Source organism: Uliginosibacterium sp. H1 (assembly GCF_036017065.1).
Classification (GTDB): Bacteria; Pseudomonadota; Gammaproteobacteria; order Burkholderiales; family Rhodocyclaceae; genus Uliginosibacterium.
Map to the genome: position 1 here is coordinate 1,354,654 of NZ_JAYXHR010000001.1, position 14,718 is coordinate 1,369,371.

A 14,718-nucleotide genomic window follows, 5' to 3' on the forward strand; every position below is an offset into this window, starting at 1 on the left:
CAGGCAGGAATCAGCCGGCGAGGCATGGCGATGGGCGGGCTCAGCGCTGTACTCCGCCAATCTGCTCTGCCACCTCGCCAGCTGCCGTCAGGGCTTGGTACACCGCATCCCGCACGTCCCGCACGTAGGCGCCGGCCATGCCTTCGAACGTGGTGTTGGTGAAGGCCACGACCGTGAGCCTGCGCCGGGGGTCGATGAACCAGTTGTGTCCGTAGGCGCCGCCCCATCGCATGCTGCCCGCGGACTGCGGCGTCTGCGCGACCACGGGATCGACAAGTACCGCGCCGCCGTAGCCGAAGCCCCAGCCCGGGCCCTGGGTCTGCGCGTGTGCGCCGACATGCGGGCGCAGCATGTCGGCCACCGTGGCGGGTCGCAGCAACTCGCCACCCCTGTTCTGCAGCAACTCCGCCAGCCTGAGGAAATCGGCGGCCGTACCGGCCATGCCGGCGCCACCGGACGCATAGGCCCGGTCGTCGAGAATGCGTCGCGGCGAGAAGGACACCGGCGCGCCGAAGAAGGGCACGGTGGCCGATTCACCCATGCGTACCGGCGCGCTCTTGCCCGGCTCGCCATCGCCGTAGTGCGTCACCAGGCGCTGCGGGTCACGAACCGTGAAGGCCGTGTCGTGCATCGCCAGCGGCGTGGTGACCAGGGTGGCGACGGCTTCGGGCAGCGACTGCCCGCTCACCTTCTCGATGACGGCGCCGAGTACATCCGTCGCCATGGAGTATCCCCAGGCGGTGCCCGGTTCGTAGATCAGACCAGCGCGCGTGATGCGGCTCAGGTTCTCGGCCAGACCCAGTTCCGGCCGGTTGAGCCCGTTCGATATCTGCAGTTGCTGGTAGGGCGCCTCCGCCGGTTGCATGAAGTCATAGCTGAGGCCGGCGGAATGCGTGAGCAGTTGATGGACGGTGATGACAGGTGTGCTGCCGTCGCGGCTCGCCGGGTGAAAGTCCGGCAGCCAGCGCGTCACCGGGTCGTCGAGGCGCAATCGGCCCTGCTCCACCAGCCGCATCGCCGCGACGGTGACGATGGGCTTGGTGACGGAGGCGAGCAGGAAGATCGCGTCCTCGCGCATCGGCGTACCGGCTTCGCGATCCGCGAGGCCGGCCGCGCGGTGATAGACGAGCCTGCCCTCGTGCGCGACGAGGACGACCGTGCCCACGATGCGCTGCTCGGCGATGGCGCGGTCGATGGCGGCATTCAAGGCAGCGAAGCGCGGGAGAGGATCGGCGGGCACGGTGGTCTGCGCAGCCGCCAAGGGGGCAAGTGTCAGGCCGGTGGCCAGGGCTGCCGTGCGCGTGAGGTGGGGAACGGGAATCGGCATGGAGTGCTCCGGGGAAGGCTCGGGATGCGGCGATTCTCCGAGCTTGCAACCCGATCCGGAACGCACATGATTTCCTGACACTCGAAACCTTATGTCCGGAATTCCTCTACACCGAGGCCCGTATCCATGAAGAACCTGCAAGGCATGGTGTCCTTCGTCGAAAGCGCGACGGCGGGCAGCTTCACCGCGGCGGCCAGCCGGCTCGACCTGACGCCTGCGGCGGTCGGCAAGAACGTGATGCGGCTCGAGCAGGAGTTGCAGGTGCGGCTGTTCAATCGCACCACGCGCCGGCTGGAACTCACGCCCGAAGGCAGCGCGTTCCTGGAGAAGGCCCGCGAGGCGCTACGCCTGCTCGACGAGGCGGTCACCGACCTGGGCACCTACGGTGCCGAGGCGGTGGGCCGCGTACGTATCTCCACCGGCGTGTCCTTCGGCCGCCGCTTTGTGCTGCCGGCCTTACCGGCACTGACGGCACGGCACCCGCGTCTCGAGGTGGAGCTGAGCCTGGACAACCGGCCGGTGGATCTCATCGCGGAAGGAATGGATATGGCCGTCCGCGGTGGCGTGATGACGGATTCGAACCTCATCGCACGTCGCGTTTGCGCGCTGCACAGCGTCCTGGTGGCCTCTCCCACCTACCTGCACAACCACGGCGTGCCCACGACGCCTGCGGACCTGGCGGGGCATCGCCTGCTCGGCCTGCGCTTCACCTCCGGCAAGGTCTCGCCCTGGCGCTTCCGGGCAGATACCGAAGAAGGATTCATCGACTGGACGCCGCAGGCGCAGATCTGGACCTCGGACCCCGAATCCTTCCTGGATCTCGCGTTGGCCGGCGAGGGCATCTGTCAGGCCGGCCTGCTGTACGCCGCGCCGCACCTGCGCGCCGGCGCCCTGCGCCTGGTGCTGCACGGCCAGTACGACAATGGAAAGCGGGAGATCGCCCTGTGCTATCCGCATCGCAAGCTGCTGAGCAAGCGTGTGCGGGTCGTGGTCGATGCGCTGCTAGGCGCCTTCGCCAGCGAAGAGGACCTGCAACTGGACATCGCGGACGCGCCGCGCGCATGGTGCGCCGACACCGGCGCACACGCGAAGCAGCAGTGAAGTGACACCTAGCGGCGCCACGCCAGGCTCGTGGCACACGACGCCGGCCCACCCGTCAGCGGGGGCCGGTGCGCGAGCACCCCCGGTTCACTTCTCGCAGATCCCCTTCAACAACGCGAGCGCCTTCGGGAAGGTGTCCTGCATGAACTGCTCGTACTCCGGCACCGTATCGACCGTGACGACGAAGCGCGTGCCGCCCGGCACGGCCGTGAAACGGTAGTTTTCGTAGGCGGGTGTCCAGCTGCGCACCTTCTCGCTGCTCGTGTCTTCCACGCCCTTCTCGATGACGCCGATGTGCTTGATCGACACGTACTCGGCCGGCTTGTGTTCCGCGATCACCGAAACCATGCCATCGCCACCGGGCGACAGGAACTGGATCCTCGCGCCCTCGTCCCACGAGCCGGTGAAGTAGGAGCCCTCGCAGAACGCCGCCGTCCATTCCTTGTAGGTCTCCGGCCCGATCGTGGCCTTCCAGACGGCTTCGGGCGATGCGTTGATGGTCACCTCGAACATCAGTGTCTTCATGGTCGGTCTCCTTTGTCGGTGCAGGCAGCTGTAGCGGATCGGTCTTCCGATCCGGCCTTCGATCAGTCCTTCGGTATTTGCGCCGGTGCTTCACCGGCGCCTCTTCCGTTGCGACTTCCGCCGGGCGCAACTGTTCCATGGCGCAAACGAATCGGTGCCGGGTCAGGTATCTCGCGGACGACGAGGCATCATCCGCCGCAGTATCGTCGGCCCCGGTTACAGCACGGCTCCGCTCATGCCGGCGCCACCTGCGGGCCGTGCCCCGTGTCGCCGAATGCCCCGCCGACCGCACCCACCGTGCTGGCGCGCAGGAAGTCGCGGAACTCGCTCATCGGCATGGCGCGGGCGAACAGCCAGCCCTGCCCCAGGCCTACGCCCTGCGCCTGCAGCAGGCGCCGCTGCTCGTCGGTTTCCACGCCCTCCGCCACCATCTTTATGCCCAGCTCGCTGGCCATGCGGATGATGTGTGGCGCCACGCTGCGGGTCGCCGCATCGGTACTCATGGTGTCGACGAAGGACTTGTCGATCTTCAGGCCGTCCACGTGCATGTCCTGGAGGTAGGACAGGCTGGAATAACCGGTGCCGAAATCGTCGATGTAGACCGGGTGGCCCGCCGCACGCAGGGCATCGATGGTCTGGCGACAGGCGACGTTGTTCACGAAGCCACGCTCGATGACCTCGAACCAGATCTGCTCCGGCCGCACGCCGGCCCGCTTCAGCAAGGGACCGAGGTAGTCCAGGATGACCGGCGACTGCAGGTCCTGCGGCGCCAGGTTGATCGACACGTGCAGCGCCGGGTTGGCCGACAGCATCGCGCCCAGGTCGGCCACCACGCGCTTCACCAGCCAGTCGGTGATCGGCCGGATCATCCCGATGGATTCCGCCATCGGGATGAACGAGTCCGGCGTGACGACGCGGCCATCCGGCAGGCGCCAGCGGATCAAGGCCTCGGCGCCGGTGCAGCGGCCGCTATCCATCGCCACTACCGGCTGGTAGCACACGAAGAATTCATCGCGGCGCAGCGCTTCCGTCAGGGAATGCTGCGGGCCGCGCATACGCGACACGCAGCGCAGCAGCAGCCAGGTCAGCAATCCGCTGATGCCCAGCCCGATCGGCAGCGCGATGAACAGCAGCGGAACCCACACCGCCGTCATCTGCGGCAGGGGCTCATAGGCCACGACGGCCATGGGGGACTTGTCCGAGCGGCGGATATCCACGTAGCGCCCGTTCTCGACGCTGCCGCTCGGCACCTGGATCAGCACGTGCTGCAGGAAGCTCTGCTCGGTGTTGCTCCATGCCGCGATGACCTCCCCCGTCTTGGTGTCCAGCACCCCCAGCCGGATGTGCGAATCCAGCGGCACGATGTCGACGTAGAAGCGCGGGTCCACCACCACGACGTGCTGGCCGACGCGGAAATTGATGAGCGGCGTCGCGGCCTCGCCGTGATGGTCGATGCGGTACCAGATGCGGTTGCCCTGCAGGCGACGCCACCTGGACATGTCCAGCGGCGGGCGCGTCTCGTGCTCGCTCCACGATGAACACAGCGGTGTGTCGCCGTGCACATGGATGATCTCGCGCACGTAGCGATGTTCCAGTTCCGCGCGCCGCATGCTCAGCAGGTGATCCTGCCCGCAGGCGCTGCCGACGAATCGCTCAGCCTGTTGCGAGGCCTCCAGCGCGTCCTGCACGACCAGTTCGGCGCGCAGCAGCACACGGCTGGAGAACTCGTCCACCCGCGCGCGGAAGAAGTGCTCGGCCACCATGCGCGAAGCCATCAAGGCCGCGGCCAGGGGCACGCAGACGCCGATGGCGACTGCGCAGAAAGTGAGAAACCAGGAGCGTCTCCTGTCCATGTGGGGCCTCGTCGGCGAAGGGCTCGCGCTGCGCGTCTGCCGGCAAGGTGTGTCCACTCGCCTGGCGCACGGAGCATCCCGCCACGGTGGCTTTCTGGGTGCAGTGCTTCCCGTGGCAGGCAAGGGGAAGCACATCCGGACGGCGCTGCTTCAGGCAGGTTTTTTCGTCCTTCGCCACTATCGCGCACCTGCCCCGCGCGAGCCATCCACCATCCAGGCGGGATTGACCGAAGTCAGCAGGCCGTCAACGCCACGCGAAGACACGGAACTTTCGTCGCGTCGCCCTGGCCTGTCGCACACGGGCTGGCCGCGCGTGCCGCGGGGGTACGTCCCGGGACGATGCCGTCCCGCAGGCACCGCTACCCGGTGATCAGCTTTTCCACGTCGGGTTCGCAATCGCGCGCCCACGCGATCGCATCCGCGGACTTGATGAAGGGCGGCTCGCCGCCTTCGGCGAGACGACCGTCCGCCATCGCGCAGAGCACTGCCGAGGCAAGCATGGAGGACAGGTACTCACGCATGTCCGCGTGCGTCACCAGCGTGACCAGCAAGGACCGGTCTTCCAGCTCCGCCTGCTCCTCGTCGGAGAGTTCGGAGAGGTCGAAGTCCTCCTTGTACAGCTCGAAGCCGGCGTCCTGCCCCTTGTACTTCGCCGGCAGGAAGCCCTCGAAGTCATCCCATGTGAAGTCGGTATCGATGTCCAGCTCGAAGCCCGCGGCGCGGATGGCCGCGGCCCAGTCTGCAGGGGTCGGCAGTGAGCTCGGGCGGATGAAGACGTTGTTCTCGACGGACATGTGTGTGTCTCCAGAAGCAGCGCGTTGAAGCGGATGACGACCGTCGCAACAGCGGGAAATCAACTACCTTCCAGATTTGGGCCGAAATTCATCGCTTGGGTCTCCCGAGCACGATCGACGGGCATGAATCCACTCGGCCACCTTCTGAAATAGTGCCTCGGACTGGTAAAAAGACGAATGCCTTAGACCCGACCCTTTTGGGAAAAATCTGAAAATCTCTAAAGATCTTAAGGTTGTTTCCTTCGGCAAGCTGGAGGCACGTATCTCACAGAGCCAGTTCGACAGAAGAGAATCCTCGCCAAAACCAAGTTTGTGCGCGCGAACAAAAAATGGCAGCACCACCATTGGGATATGAAGAAAAATAGAAATCCCTCCTAAAAATAGCAGCGCAATAATGGAGTAGCTTGCAAAATCCGCAGCCCCGTCCTCCCCGTACATCAAGCCTCCAACGACAAAAGCGATGAATATTATCTCGAGAAATTTTATTAAAATTGAATTCAGTACACTCGATGCCTTATGAGCGACTTCACCCACATTGAACAGCACAGAAAGCCAAGCACCTGCCTCGTCACCAAGAACATCAGCTACAAAAACATCCGTTTCGCAAAATTGGGGCAATGACACCGCAGAAACCACCTGCTCTTGCCTCCTCAAAAGCGCCACCCCCAATCTTCCAATACTTTCGGAAGTCCACTTCCACGCCAAGTATGTGCAGTAATAAATCAAACCAAATACAACAACTGCCCAGAAAGGATGCCAAAATGACTCCATCGGCACGAAACTTACGCCTAAAAATACATCCAAATTCCGACCACCAACCGCCAAGACCAATACACTCGAAACAAGAGAAAATATTCGCCGGGTAACAATCAACGGAAATTCTATCCCACGCTTCCGGCAAAAAACAAACGGAGTGCCCATCGTAACCAACCCTGAAATGGAGTGGCTACCCAAGTGGCCCAATGCATACAGGGCTACATTTCCGCCGTGGCTATGCGCTATCACATAGGTATCTTTCGGCTTATACTTTTCTATCGAAGTTACGAGAAAATCTCCAAGACCTTCACCAGCGCGCATCCTTGCAGAATGAGAATTCTCGCCACTCCATTCGAAAGCCTCGAAGTCGGCTCCTCCGCATAGCGCAGAATTTATGTAGACACAAAGCGGACTATTGGATTTCGTCCACGGCGCACCAGACGCATAGGTGCCATGCACAAGAATTACCAACGTACGATGATTTTCTGCCATTTTCGGCCCAACCAATTTATTCGTATACAACAATGATGGCAAGTTCAGTTGCTAACCAAGAGACTTAATTACTCTCTGAATAATTACAAACAATATGACGTATTGGATGCCCTCGAAATGGCACAGCTATCATAAGCATGCGCGACTTATCCTTTAACCGTGCCATGGTTTTGGAGGTCATCCAAACTGCGTCTCGACATATGCAGTTTGCCGCCATTCCTCCTGCTTAGCTTAGAAGCAAATCGGATTTGCCCGCGGCAAACCGGTTGTTAGCCTTCGGCTCTTCCCATCCTCCCCAGGACATTCCCGATGCGCCACACTTTCAGCCGCCTCTCTGCCCAATTCTTCGGCGGCGCGATCGTCTCGCTGCTGGCCTTCTCCACGACCGCACAGGCCGGCAAGACGCTGGACAACATCCGTCAGAAAGGCAGCATCCAGTGTGGCGTCAGCACCGGCGTGGCGGGCTTCTCCTTGCCTGACAGCCAGGGCAACTGGTCGGGCTTCGACGTGGATTACTGTCGCGCACTCGCCGCCGCCGTACTGAACGATCCGAACAAGGTGACATTCACGCCGCTGAACTCGCAGCAACGTTTCGCGGCGCTGCAGTCCGGCGAGGTGGATGTGCTGGCGCGCAACACGACGTGGACGCTGACGCGCGACGCATCGCTGGGCCTGCAGTTCGCGGCCATCACCTACTTCGACGGCCAGGGTTTCCTGGTGCCGAAGAAGCTGAAGATCACCAGCGCAAAGCAGTTGAAGAACGCCGAGATCTGCGTGCAGAGCGGCACCACCAACGAGAAGAACCTGGCGGACTATTTCCGCGCGCAGAACATCAAGGTGCGCACCGTGGTGTTCGAGGGCTTCGAGGCCTCGTTCAAGGCCTTCTTCTCCGGCCGCTGCCAGGCCTATACCACCGACGTGTCGGGCCTGGCCGGCCTGCGCAACAAGGAGGCGAAGAACCCGGACGACTACGTGGTGCTGCCCGAGATCATCTCCAAGGAACCGCTGGGCCCGGCGGTGCGCCGTGGCGATGACGAATGGCTGGCCATCGTGAAGTGGGTGGCCTACGGTCTGATCGAAGCCGAGGAAGCCGGCCTGACGCAGGCCAATGCGGACGCCTGGAAGGCGACCAGCAAGGACCCGGTGGTGCAGCGCCTGCTCGGCACCGGCGAGGACAGCGGCAAGCTGCTGGGGCTGGATCGCGAGTGGCTGTACCGCGGCATCAAGGCAGTGGGCAATTATGGCGAGATCTTCGAGCGCAATGTCGGCCCGAACTCGGTGCTGAAGCTGCCACGCGGCGTGAACCGCCTGTGGAACCAGGGCGGCATCCTCTACGCACCGCCGGTGCGCTGAGCACCTGTCCGCACACGGAGGGCCGGCATGGACGACTCGCTGAAGGAACTGCTCGGCTGGGCGACCTTGCTGGTGCTGGTGTGCGCCCTGCTCTACCCCTTGTACGACGCCGAGTCGCGGCCACCGGAAGGTGGCGGCGGCAGTCCGACCGGCAAGGAATGAGCCGGCACGGAGGGGTCGGCACGAATGAATGGCGACACAGGTATCGCGCAGGCATCCTGCGCAGCAAGACCTGCGCGCCTTGCCAACCTGCGCTGCGCGACCCATGCTCTGAACAGCGTCACGGCGCGAGCCCGGTCTCACCTCGCAACCACTGACACCCTCCGGCCTTCTTTCCTCTCTCCCGCCATGAGCAGCACGCTGATCGACCCCGTCGTCCTGAAGACCCCCGGCCATCTCGTGGTCGTCGACCTGCGCCCGCGCAGCGACTACGACGCCGGCCATGCCCCTGGCGCCCTGCACCTGGACATCGCCGAGTGGACCGCACTGCCGCTGACACCGGACAACCCGGCGGAGCAACAGGCGTTGTGGTCGGCCGAGATCGGCAAGCTGGGCATCGACGGCAGCCGGCCGGTGGCGGTATATGACGCCGGGCGCATCACCGACGCGGCGCGGGCCTGGTTCATCCTGCAATGGGCCGGCGTGGACGCCGCGGTGGTCGACGGCGGCTGGCCGGCATTGCGGGCGCTGCCGGGCTTCGAGGCGGAGACCGTGGCGCAGGCGCCGGTGCCCGCAACTTACCAGCGCCCTGCAGGCCATCGGCCCGTGGTCGGCCTGGTGGACCGGCATGGCCTGCGCACGCAGCTGGACGGCGCGGTGCAGGTCCTGGATTCCCGCAGCAAGGCGGAATACACCGGCGAGGACCTGCGCAGCAATGCGCGTGGTGGCCACATTCCCGGTGCGCACCTGCTGAGCCACACGGCCCTGCTCGACGCGCGCGGCCATCTCAATGCCCCCGAGGTGCTGCGCAGGCAGTTCGCCGACGCCGGCCTGGGCGCCGGGCAGCCCATCGTCACCCACTGCCAGGGTGGCGGCCGCGCCGCGCTGGCCGCCCTGGCCGCATTGCGCGCCGGCCTGCAGGACGTCAGCGTCTATTACCTGAGCTTCGGCGACTGGGCACGGGACGACAGCTGCCCCATCGTCAAACCCTGACCGGCACGCCTTTGTCCGCCACGCGTCCCGCGCAGGCACACGAGCTGCGCGCCACCACGACGCCGGCCTCGCCCTGGCCTTCACGCCTGCTGCAGATCGTCATCGTGCTGGCGGTCGTGCTGGGCATCCTGTGGCTGTTCGGCAACGTCATCGACAACATGCGCGCACGCGGCATGCAGGCGGGCTTTGGCTTCCTGCTGGAACCGGCCGGCTTCGAGATCGGCGAGAGCCTTCTTGCCTTCGATGCGTCGCAGCCGTTCTGGCGTGCCTTCCTCGCCGGGCTCGCCAACACCCTGCGCGTGGTGCTGCCAGCGCTGGTGCTCGCCACCGTCATCGGCTTCGCGGTGGGCATCGCGCGCCTGTCGCCGGCACTGCCGGTGCGCCTGCTGGCGACCGCCTACGTGGAGCTGTTCCGCAACGTGCCGCTGCTGCTGCAGTTGCTGATGTGGTACTTCGTGCTGACCACCCTGCTGCCGGTCGCCAGCGAGGCGCTGCAGCCGCTGCCGGGCGTGTTCCTCAGCAAGAGCGGCCTGGTGCTGCCGTGGATCGCCGACGGCGCAGTCAGCTGGCCGGTGCTGGAAGGCTTCGGCATCGACGGCGGCGTGGCGCTGACGCCGGAATTCGTGGCGGTATGCCTGGGCCTGTCGGTGGGCACCGCGGCCTTCATTGCGGAGGCGGTGCGCGGCGGCATCCAGTCGGTGCCCCGCGGTCAGGTGGAGGCGGCGCGCGCCATCGGCCTGCCCCCCGCCGGCGTGCTGCGCTTCATCGTGCTGCCGCAGGCACTGAAGGCCATCGTGCCCCCGCTGGGCAACCAGTACCTCAACCTGCTGAAGAACTCCTCGCTGGCAGTGGCCATCGGCTACCCGGACCTGGTGTCCATCGCCAACACCTCGATGAACCAGACCGGGCGCGCCTTCGAATGCGTGGCGGTGCTGATGGCGGTCTACCTCGCGCTGTCGCTGCTGGTGGCCGGCATACTCGGCAGCTTCAACCGTCGCGTCGCACTGCGTGGCACGGGCGCACGGACATGAGCCCGCTGCCCGCACGCAGCCGCAGCGGCGTCCTGCCAACGCTCTTCCCGGACCGCTGGAACGGCACCCTGTCCGTGCTCGCACTGGCCTTCATCGGCTGGGCGCTGTGGCACGCGCTCGACTGGGCGGTGCTGCGCGCGGTGGCCGTGCCGGACGCCGAGCGCTGCTTCGCGGAAGGCGTGGGCGCCTGCTGGGGCGTCATCGTCGAGAAGCATCGCGCCCTGCTGTTCGGCCGCTATCCCTACGCCGAGCAGTGGCGGCCGCTGCTGGCCGTCAGCCTGCTGCTGCTCGCGGTCGTCGTCACGCTGTACCCACGCAGCCCGCGCACGCTGCGCATCGCCGTGTGGCTGCCTGCCCTGCCCGCCTTCTTCCTGCTGATGGCCGGCGGCGTGACGGGCCTGACGCCGGTGCCCAGCCGCCAGTGGGGCGGCCTGCCGCTCACCGCCATGCTGTGGTTGCTGGCGGTCGCCATCGCGCTGCCGGTAGGCGTGCTCACTGCACTGGGACGTCACTCCAGCCTGCCCGCGGTGCGCACGCTGTGCGGCCTGTTCGTGGAACTGCTGCGCGGCGTGCCGCTGGTGAGCATCCTGTTCATGGCCTCGTTCATGGTGCCGCTGCTGCTGCCGCCGGAAGCACGCGTCGACATGCTGCTGCGGGTGCAGGTCGCGCTGGGCCTGTTCGGCGGCGCCTACCTGTCGGAGAACATCCGCGGCGGCATCCAGGCGGTGCCTGCCGGGCAGGTGCAGGCGGCGCTGTCGCTGGGGATGACACCTCGCCAGGCCGAGTGGCTGGTGGTGTTGCCGCAGGCGCTGCGCCACGCCCTGCCGGCGATGTTCAACAGCTTCATCGGGCTGTTCAAGGAAACCACGCTGGTCACCGTGGTGAGCCTGTACGAACTCACCGGCTCGCTGTCGCTGGCCATCGGTGGCGACCCGGAATGGCGCCCCTTCTTCCTGGAGGCCTACCTGTTCATCGGCCTCATCTACTGGCTGTGCTGCTTCAGCCTGTCGCGTTACAGCCGCGGGCTGGAACGGCGGCTGGCTGCGACTTCTGCATGACCGCGAGCGTCGCGATGAGGTTGTTCCACGCGTGGAACGATGCGGCGGTGTGCGATGTGGATATCCACAGTTTCTGTGGATGATTCCGTGGATAGCGCCGGGACTACCTCGCTAAACCTCTGAGCCGAAGACGAATTCCGGCGCTGCCCTTTTGAGGGCAGCGCCGGAGCACGGACCGCGCACTCAGCCCAGGCGATGGAAGCCGACCAGTTCCGGCGTGAAGCTCACGCTGGCTTCGCCCACCGAACCGAGGATGCCCTCGCGCACCGCGTCGTTCGGGCTCCCGTACACCTCCATGCTGCGCACCTGGCAGTACTTCATGACTTCGGCGATGTTCGGGTCCGACACCTGCCAGTGGCGCAGGATGGCTTCCGAGTCGGGGAACAACTGGAAGCTGAAGCAAAGCCCCTGTGCCTCGTCGATGTACACCTGCACCATCAGCTGCGGCGCGTTCTGCTTCGCGAACTCGACGGCGCTCAGGATGGCACGGCGGAATTCCGCGACATGCGCCCGATCGAAAGCCATGGTGTTGCGCAGGAGGATCGCGCCGCCGCCTGCTGTCTGCTGTGTCATGCGTGGTCTCCTTCGACCTGCGTGAGCTCGACGTCAACGCTTCGACATTCAACCCTCGAAGCTGATCTTCACTGACGCGGCACTGCGCTCGGCCTCGCCGTGATACACGGCCTCGATGTTGTTGCCGTCCGGGTCCAGCACGAAGGCCGCGTAGTAGCCGGGGTGGTATTCACGCTCGCCCGGCTTGCCGTTGTCGGTGCCGCCGTTGGCCAGTGCGGTTGCGTGGAAGGCATCCACCATCGCCTTGTCCTGTGCCTGGAAAGCCACGTGGTTGCGGCCCGTCAGCTTGCCCTGTGCGGCAGGGCTCTGTGCGTCGCTGAGGCATAGCTCATCCGCCCAGAAGAAGCCCGGGCCGGTGCCTCCCACCGGCACTTTCAGCACGGCGAGGACGGCTTCGTAGAATTTCTGGCTGGCCGGCAGATCCTTCACCACCAGCTGGATGTGGTCGATGAGACGACCACGATGCAGTTCCTGCGTTTCCATGATTCGCGTCTCCTTCTTCACCGGGAGGAATACCTCGGGCTCATCACGAGCCTCCGGCCCCTCACGCGAGACTACGAAGCCAGTCCGATGTTCCCTGACGGACACCTGTCTCCTGACAGTTCTCGTCAGCAGCGAGGTTGCTGCGGCCGCAGCAGCAGGCGTCGTGACCAGCGGCTTTCCGGACAGCGGACAGGACATGGCCCGCAGCGTCCCCGCTGCCCGCCAGCACGCAGACGCTGTTGCCCTTCGCGCACAGCCGCCTTCCCCACGATTTATCTGTTGCGCAGGCAACACCGGACAGGCCGCATCGCGACGCAATGACATAAGCACATGCATGAGACAACGGGTGGAACGCCGCTTGCCACTAAGGGCGTGTGCACCGGTGCGGCAACGACGCCAGCCGGGCCATCAATCGACCAGGGAGCATCCATGAGCAAGCCCGAGCACGACACGCAGACCCCACTCCAACCGGACGACGCCGTTTCCACGGGCCGTCGCAGCTTCTTCGGCAAAGCCGGCTCGCTGGCTGTCGGCGGTGCGCTGGCCGCCAGCGGCAACGCACAGGCACAGGGAGACGCCGCCGTGCCGGACCTGCGCGTACTCGGCCAGACCGGCGGTGACCTCAACGAACAACTGCGCCGCAACACCCTGCGTGTGCGGGTGGCGCGCGCCAAGGCCAACTACGACCAGCCGGTGCCCAACCACCTCGCCAATGGCGACGAAGACCGCTATGCCAACAAGATCGGCAGCGACACCCGCGGCCTGCCGCACAACGCGCGCGGCGAGGTGGACCTCAAGGCCTGGGACCAGTTGAAGGCCGCGCTGCGCACCGGCGAGGTGGCGGACTTCGAGAAGATCACCCTGGGCGGCACGCGCAAGTTGGTGAACCCGGTCGGCACGCTGTCGCTCAACCTCACGGGTCTGGGCCCGCACCAGATCGCCATTCCGCCCGCGCCGACGCTGGCCAGCCAGGAAAAGGCTGCCGAAGGCGTCGAGATCTACTGGCAGAGCCTGCTGCGCGACATCCCCTTCACCGAGTACCACGACGACACCCGCAACGAACTGCTGCTGGCCGCCGCCGCCGAACTGTCGCGCCTGCCCGGCTACACCGGCCCGCGCAATGCCGACGGAAAGGTCACACCGTCCCTGCTGTTCCGCGGCACCGCGCGTTACGTCGATCCGTCCGACCCGAGCGGCCGCCGTGCGAAGACCATCGCACCGGTGGGCGTGCTGGTCGGCCCGTACATCTCGCAGTTCCTGCTGCGCGACGTGCCCTACGGCCTGCAGAGCATCAGCGGCACGATCCGCGCGCAACTGCCCGACAACGACTTCCTGAACACGCACGAGGAACTGCTCGCCAACCTCAACGGCAAACCACAGACGCGCGGCATCAAGTTCGACCCGAGGTTGCGCTACCTCACGACCGGCCGCGATCTGGCCGAGTATTCGCGCGGCGGCGCGCCCGGCTTCTGGGCGGCCTCACAGATCCTTTCGACACCGCGCAGCAACAACCCGCTGGTGGTCGGTGGCATCGGCGCGCCGCTGACGCCAAGCAACCCTTACCTGAAGTACAAGGTGACCACCGGTGCCAACGCCAGTTTCGGCGCACCCTTCGTGCAGTCTCTGCTGCCGCTGGCCACGACGCGCGAGATCCGCGCCAACTACTGGCAGAAATGGTTCGTGCATCGCACGCCGCGCCCTGAGGCCATCTCCAACCTCGCCTACCAGCGCTTGGTCGGGGGCATCAACGACATTCCGCTGCATGACGATTTCCTGAAGTCCGAGGCGCTGAGCCGCAGCCATCGCAAGTACGGCGTTCACCTGCTGTCGCATGCCTACCCGGACGGCGCGCCATACCACTCCTCCTACCCCGGCGGCGCCTCCTCGGCCGCAGCCATCCACGCCACGCTGCTGAAGGCCTTCTTCGACGAGAACTTCGTGATCCCGAACCCCGTTCAGCCGGACCCGAACGACCCGACCAAGCTGGTGCCCTACACCGGCCCGGCGCTGACTGTCGGTGGCGAGTTGAACAAGCTGGCCGCCAACCTTGGCTGGGGCCGCAACTGGGGCGGCATCCACTGGCGTTCCGACGCCGGCTCATCGCTGCCGCAGGCGGAGGAACTCGCGATCAGCATCCTGCGCGACGAACGCGACACCTATCGCGAACTGTTCGACGGCTTCAGCTTCACCCGCTTCGACGGGACGAAGGTGACGGTCTGA

The 14,718-nt window shown here is 65.5% G+C and carries 14 protein-coding genes; 7 read left to right on the plus strand and 7 right to left on the minus strand.

From position 1 onward, the window contains the following. Positions 1–40 precede the first annotated feature (40 nt). Positions 41–1,327, minus strand: a complete 1,287-nt coding sequence (locus tag VVD47_RS06205; RefSeq protein WP_327602529.1) for a serine hydrolase domain-containing protein — start codon at positions 1,325–1,327, stop codon at positions 41–43. Positions 1,328–1,453: 126 nt separating this feature from the next. Between VVD47_RS06205 and VVD47_RS06210 the strand changes: the two genes are divergently transcribed. Continuing rightward, the gene (locus VVD47_RS06210) at positions 1,454–2,428 is read left to right on the plus strand and encodes a LysR family transcriptional regulator (RefSeq protein WP_327602530.1); all 975 of its coding nucleotides are present in this window, start codon (positions 1,454–1,456) and stop codon (positions 2,426–2,428) included. 87 nt (positions 2,429–2,515) lie between these two features. Here the strand turns inward: VVD47_RS06210 and VVD47_RS06215 are convergent, their stop codons facing one another. The 4 genes from VVD47_RS06215 to VVD47_RS06230 all read right to left on the minus strand — a co-directional run bounded on the left by VVD47_RS06215 (position 2,516) and on the right by VVD47_RS06230 (position 6,848). Next, complete coding sequence (locus tag VVD47_RS06215) at positions 2,516–2,953, minus strand: SRPBCC family protein (protein ID WP_327602531.1); 438 nt, start codon at positions 2,951–2,953, stop codon at positions 2,516–2,518. Positions 2,954–3,186: 233 nt separating this feature from the next. Next, on the minus strand, positions 3,187–4,806 hold the full coding sequence (locus VVD47_RS06220) for an EAL domain-containing protein (RefSeq protein ID WP_327602532.1): 1,620 nt from the start codon (positions 4,804–4,806) through the stop codon (positions 3,187–3,189). A gap of 359 nt (positions 4,807–5,165) precedes the next feature. Beyond that, on the minus strand, positions 5,166–5,600 hold the full coding sequence (locus VVD47_RS06225) for a hypothetical protein (protein WP_327602533.1): 435 nt from the start codon (positions 5,598–5,600) through the stop codon (positions 5,166–5,168). 63 nt (positions 5,601–5,663) lie between these two features. Then, a complete protein-coding gene (locus tag VVD47_RS06230) occupies positions 5,664–6,848 on the minus strand; it encodes an esterase/lipase family protein (RefSeq protein WP_327602534.1) in 1,185 nt (394 codons plus the stop codon). 309 nt (positions 6,849–7,157) lie between these two features. Between VVD47_RS06230 and VVD47_RS06235 the strand changes: the two genes are divergently transcribed. The 5 genes from VVD47_RS06235 (at position 7,158) to VVD47_RS06255 (ending at position 11,442) form a co-directional block, all read left to right on the plus strand. Beyond that, positions 7,158–8,201: an amino acid ABC transporter substrate-binding protein gene (locus tag VVD47_RS06235; protein WP_327602535.1), complete on the plus strand. Its 1,044-nt coding sequence runs from the start codon at positions 7,158–7,160 to the stop codon at positions 8,199–8,201. Positions 8,202–8,228: 27 nt separating this feature from the next. Continuing rightward, a complete protein-coding gene (locus tag VVD47_RS06240) occupies positions 8,229–8,363 on the plus strand; it encodes a hypothetical protein (RefSeq protein WP_327602536.1) in 135 nt (44 codons plus the stop codon). Between the two features lie 186 nt (positions 8,364–8,549). After that, positions 8,550–9,353: a sulfurtransferase gene (locus VVD47_RS06245; protein ID WP_327602537.1), complete on the plus strand. Its 804-nt coding sequence runs from the start codon at positions 8,550–8,552 to the stop codon at positions 9,351–9,353. Positions 9,354–9,364: 11 nt separating this feature from the next. Further along, entirely contained in the window at positions 9,365–10,384 is a 1,020-nt protein-coding gene (locus VVD47_RS06250; protein WP_327602538.1) for an amino acid ABC transporter permease, read from the plus strand. Continuing rightward, on the plus strand, positions 10,381–11,442 hold the full coding sequence (locus VVD47_RS06255) for an amino acid ABC transporter permease (RefSeq protein WP_327602539.1): 1,062 nt from the start codon (positions 10,381–10,383) through the stop codon (positions 11,440–11,442). Before VVD47_RS06250 ends, VVD47_RS06255 begins: the two co-directional genes overlap by 4 nt. A 183-nt stretch (positions 11,443–11,625) precedes the next feature. Here the strand turns inward: VVD47_RS06255 and VVD47_RS06260 are convergent, their stop codons facing one another. Continuing rightward, positions 11,626–12,015, minus strand: coding sequence for a hypothetical protein (locus VVD47_RS06260; RefSeq protein ID WP_327602540.1), 390 nt, complete (start codon positions 12,013–12,015; stop codon positions 11,626–11,628). Between the two features lie 48 nt (positions 12,016–12,063). Next, positions 12,064–12,498, minus strand: a complete 435-nt coding sequence (locus VVD47_RS06265) for a VOC family protein (RefSeq protein WP_327602541.1) — start codon at positions 12,496–12,498, stop codon at positions 12,064–12,066. A 429-nt stretch (positions 12,499–12,927) separates the two neighbouring features. Between VVD47_RS06265 and VVD47_RS06270 the strand changes: the two genes are divergently transcribed. After that, complete coding sequence (locus VVD47_RS06270) at positions 12,928–14,718, plus strand: hypothetical protein (RefSeq protein WP_327602542.1); 1,791 nt, start codon at positions 12,928–12,930, stop codon at positions 14,716–14,718.

What these genes read in the sequence shown, in the direction of transcription:
- VVD47_RS06210 (WP_327602530.1), top strand. Translation starts at nt 1,454, where the DNA reads ATGAAGAACCTGCAAGGCATGGTGTCCTTCGTCGAAAGCGCGACGGCG.
- VVD47_RS06245 (WP_327602537.1), top strand. Translation starts at nt 8,550, where the DNA reads ATGAGCAGCACGCTGATCGACCCCGTCGTCCTGAAGACCCCCGGCCAT.
- VVD47_RS06265 (WP_327602541.1), bottom strand. Translation starts at nt 12,498, where the DNA reads ATGGAAACGCAGGAACTGCATCGTGGTCGTCTCATCGACCACATCCAG.
- VVD47_RS06230 (WP_327602534.1), bottom strand. Translation starts at nt 6,848, where the DNA reads ATGGCAGAAAATCATCGTACGTTGGTAATTCTTGTGCATGGCACCTAT.
- VVD47_RS06260 (WP_327602540.1), bottom strand. Translation starts at nt 12,015, where the DNA reads ATGACACAGCAGACAGCAGGCGGCGGCGCGATCCTCCTGCGCAACACC.
- VVD47_RS06255 (WP_327602539.1), top strand. Translation starts at nt 10,381, where the DNA reads ATGAGCCCGCTGCCCGCACGCAGCCGCAGCGGCGTCCTGCCAACGCTC.
- VVD47_RS06235 (WP_327602535.1), top strand. Translation starts at nt 7,158, where the DNA reads ATGCGCCACACTTTCAGCCGCCTCTCTGCCCAATTCTTCGGCGGCGCG.
- VVD47_RS06270 (WP_327602542.1), top strand. Translation starts at nt 12,928, where the DNA reads ATGAGCAAGCCCGAGCACGACACGCAGACCCCACTCCAACCGGACGAC.
- VVD47_RS06215 (WP_327602531.1), bottom strand. Translation starts at nt 2,953, where the DNA reads ATGAAGACACTGATGTTCGAGGTGACCATCAACGCATCGCCCGAAGCC.
- VVD47_RS06220 (WP_327602532.1), bottom strand. Translation starts at nt 4,806, where the DNA reads ATGGACAGGAGACGCTCCTGGTTTCTCACTTTCTGCGCAGTCGCCATC.
- VVD47_RS06205 (WP_327602529.1), bottom strand. Translation starts at nt 1,327, where the DNA reads ATGCCGATTCCCGTTCCCCACCTCACGCGCACGGCAGCCCTGGCCACC.
- VVD47_RS06225 (WP_327602533.1), bottom strand. Translation starts at nt 5,600, where the DNA reads ATGTCCGTCGAGAACAACGTCTTCATCCGCCCGAGCTCACTGCCGACC.
- VVD47_RS06240 (WP_327602536.1), top strand. Translation starts at nt 8,229, where the DNA reads ATGGACGACTCGCTGAAGGAACTGCTCGGCTGGGCGACCTTGCTGGTG.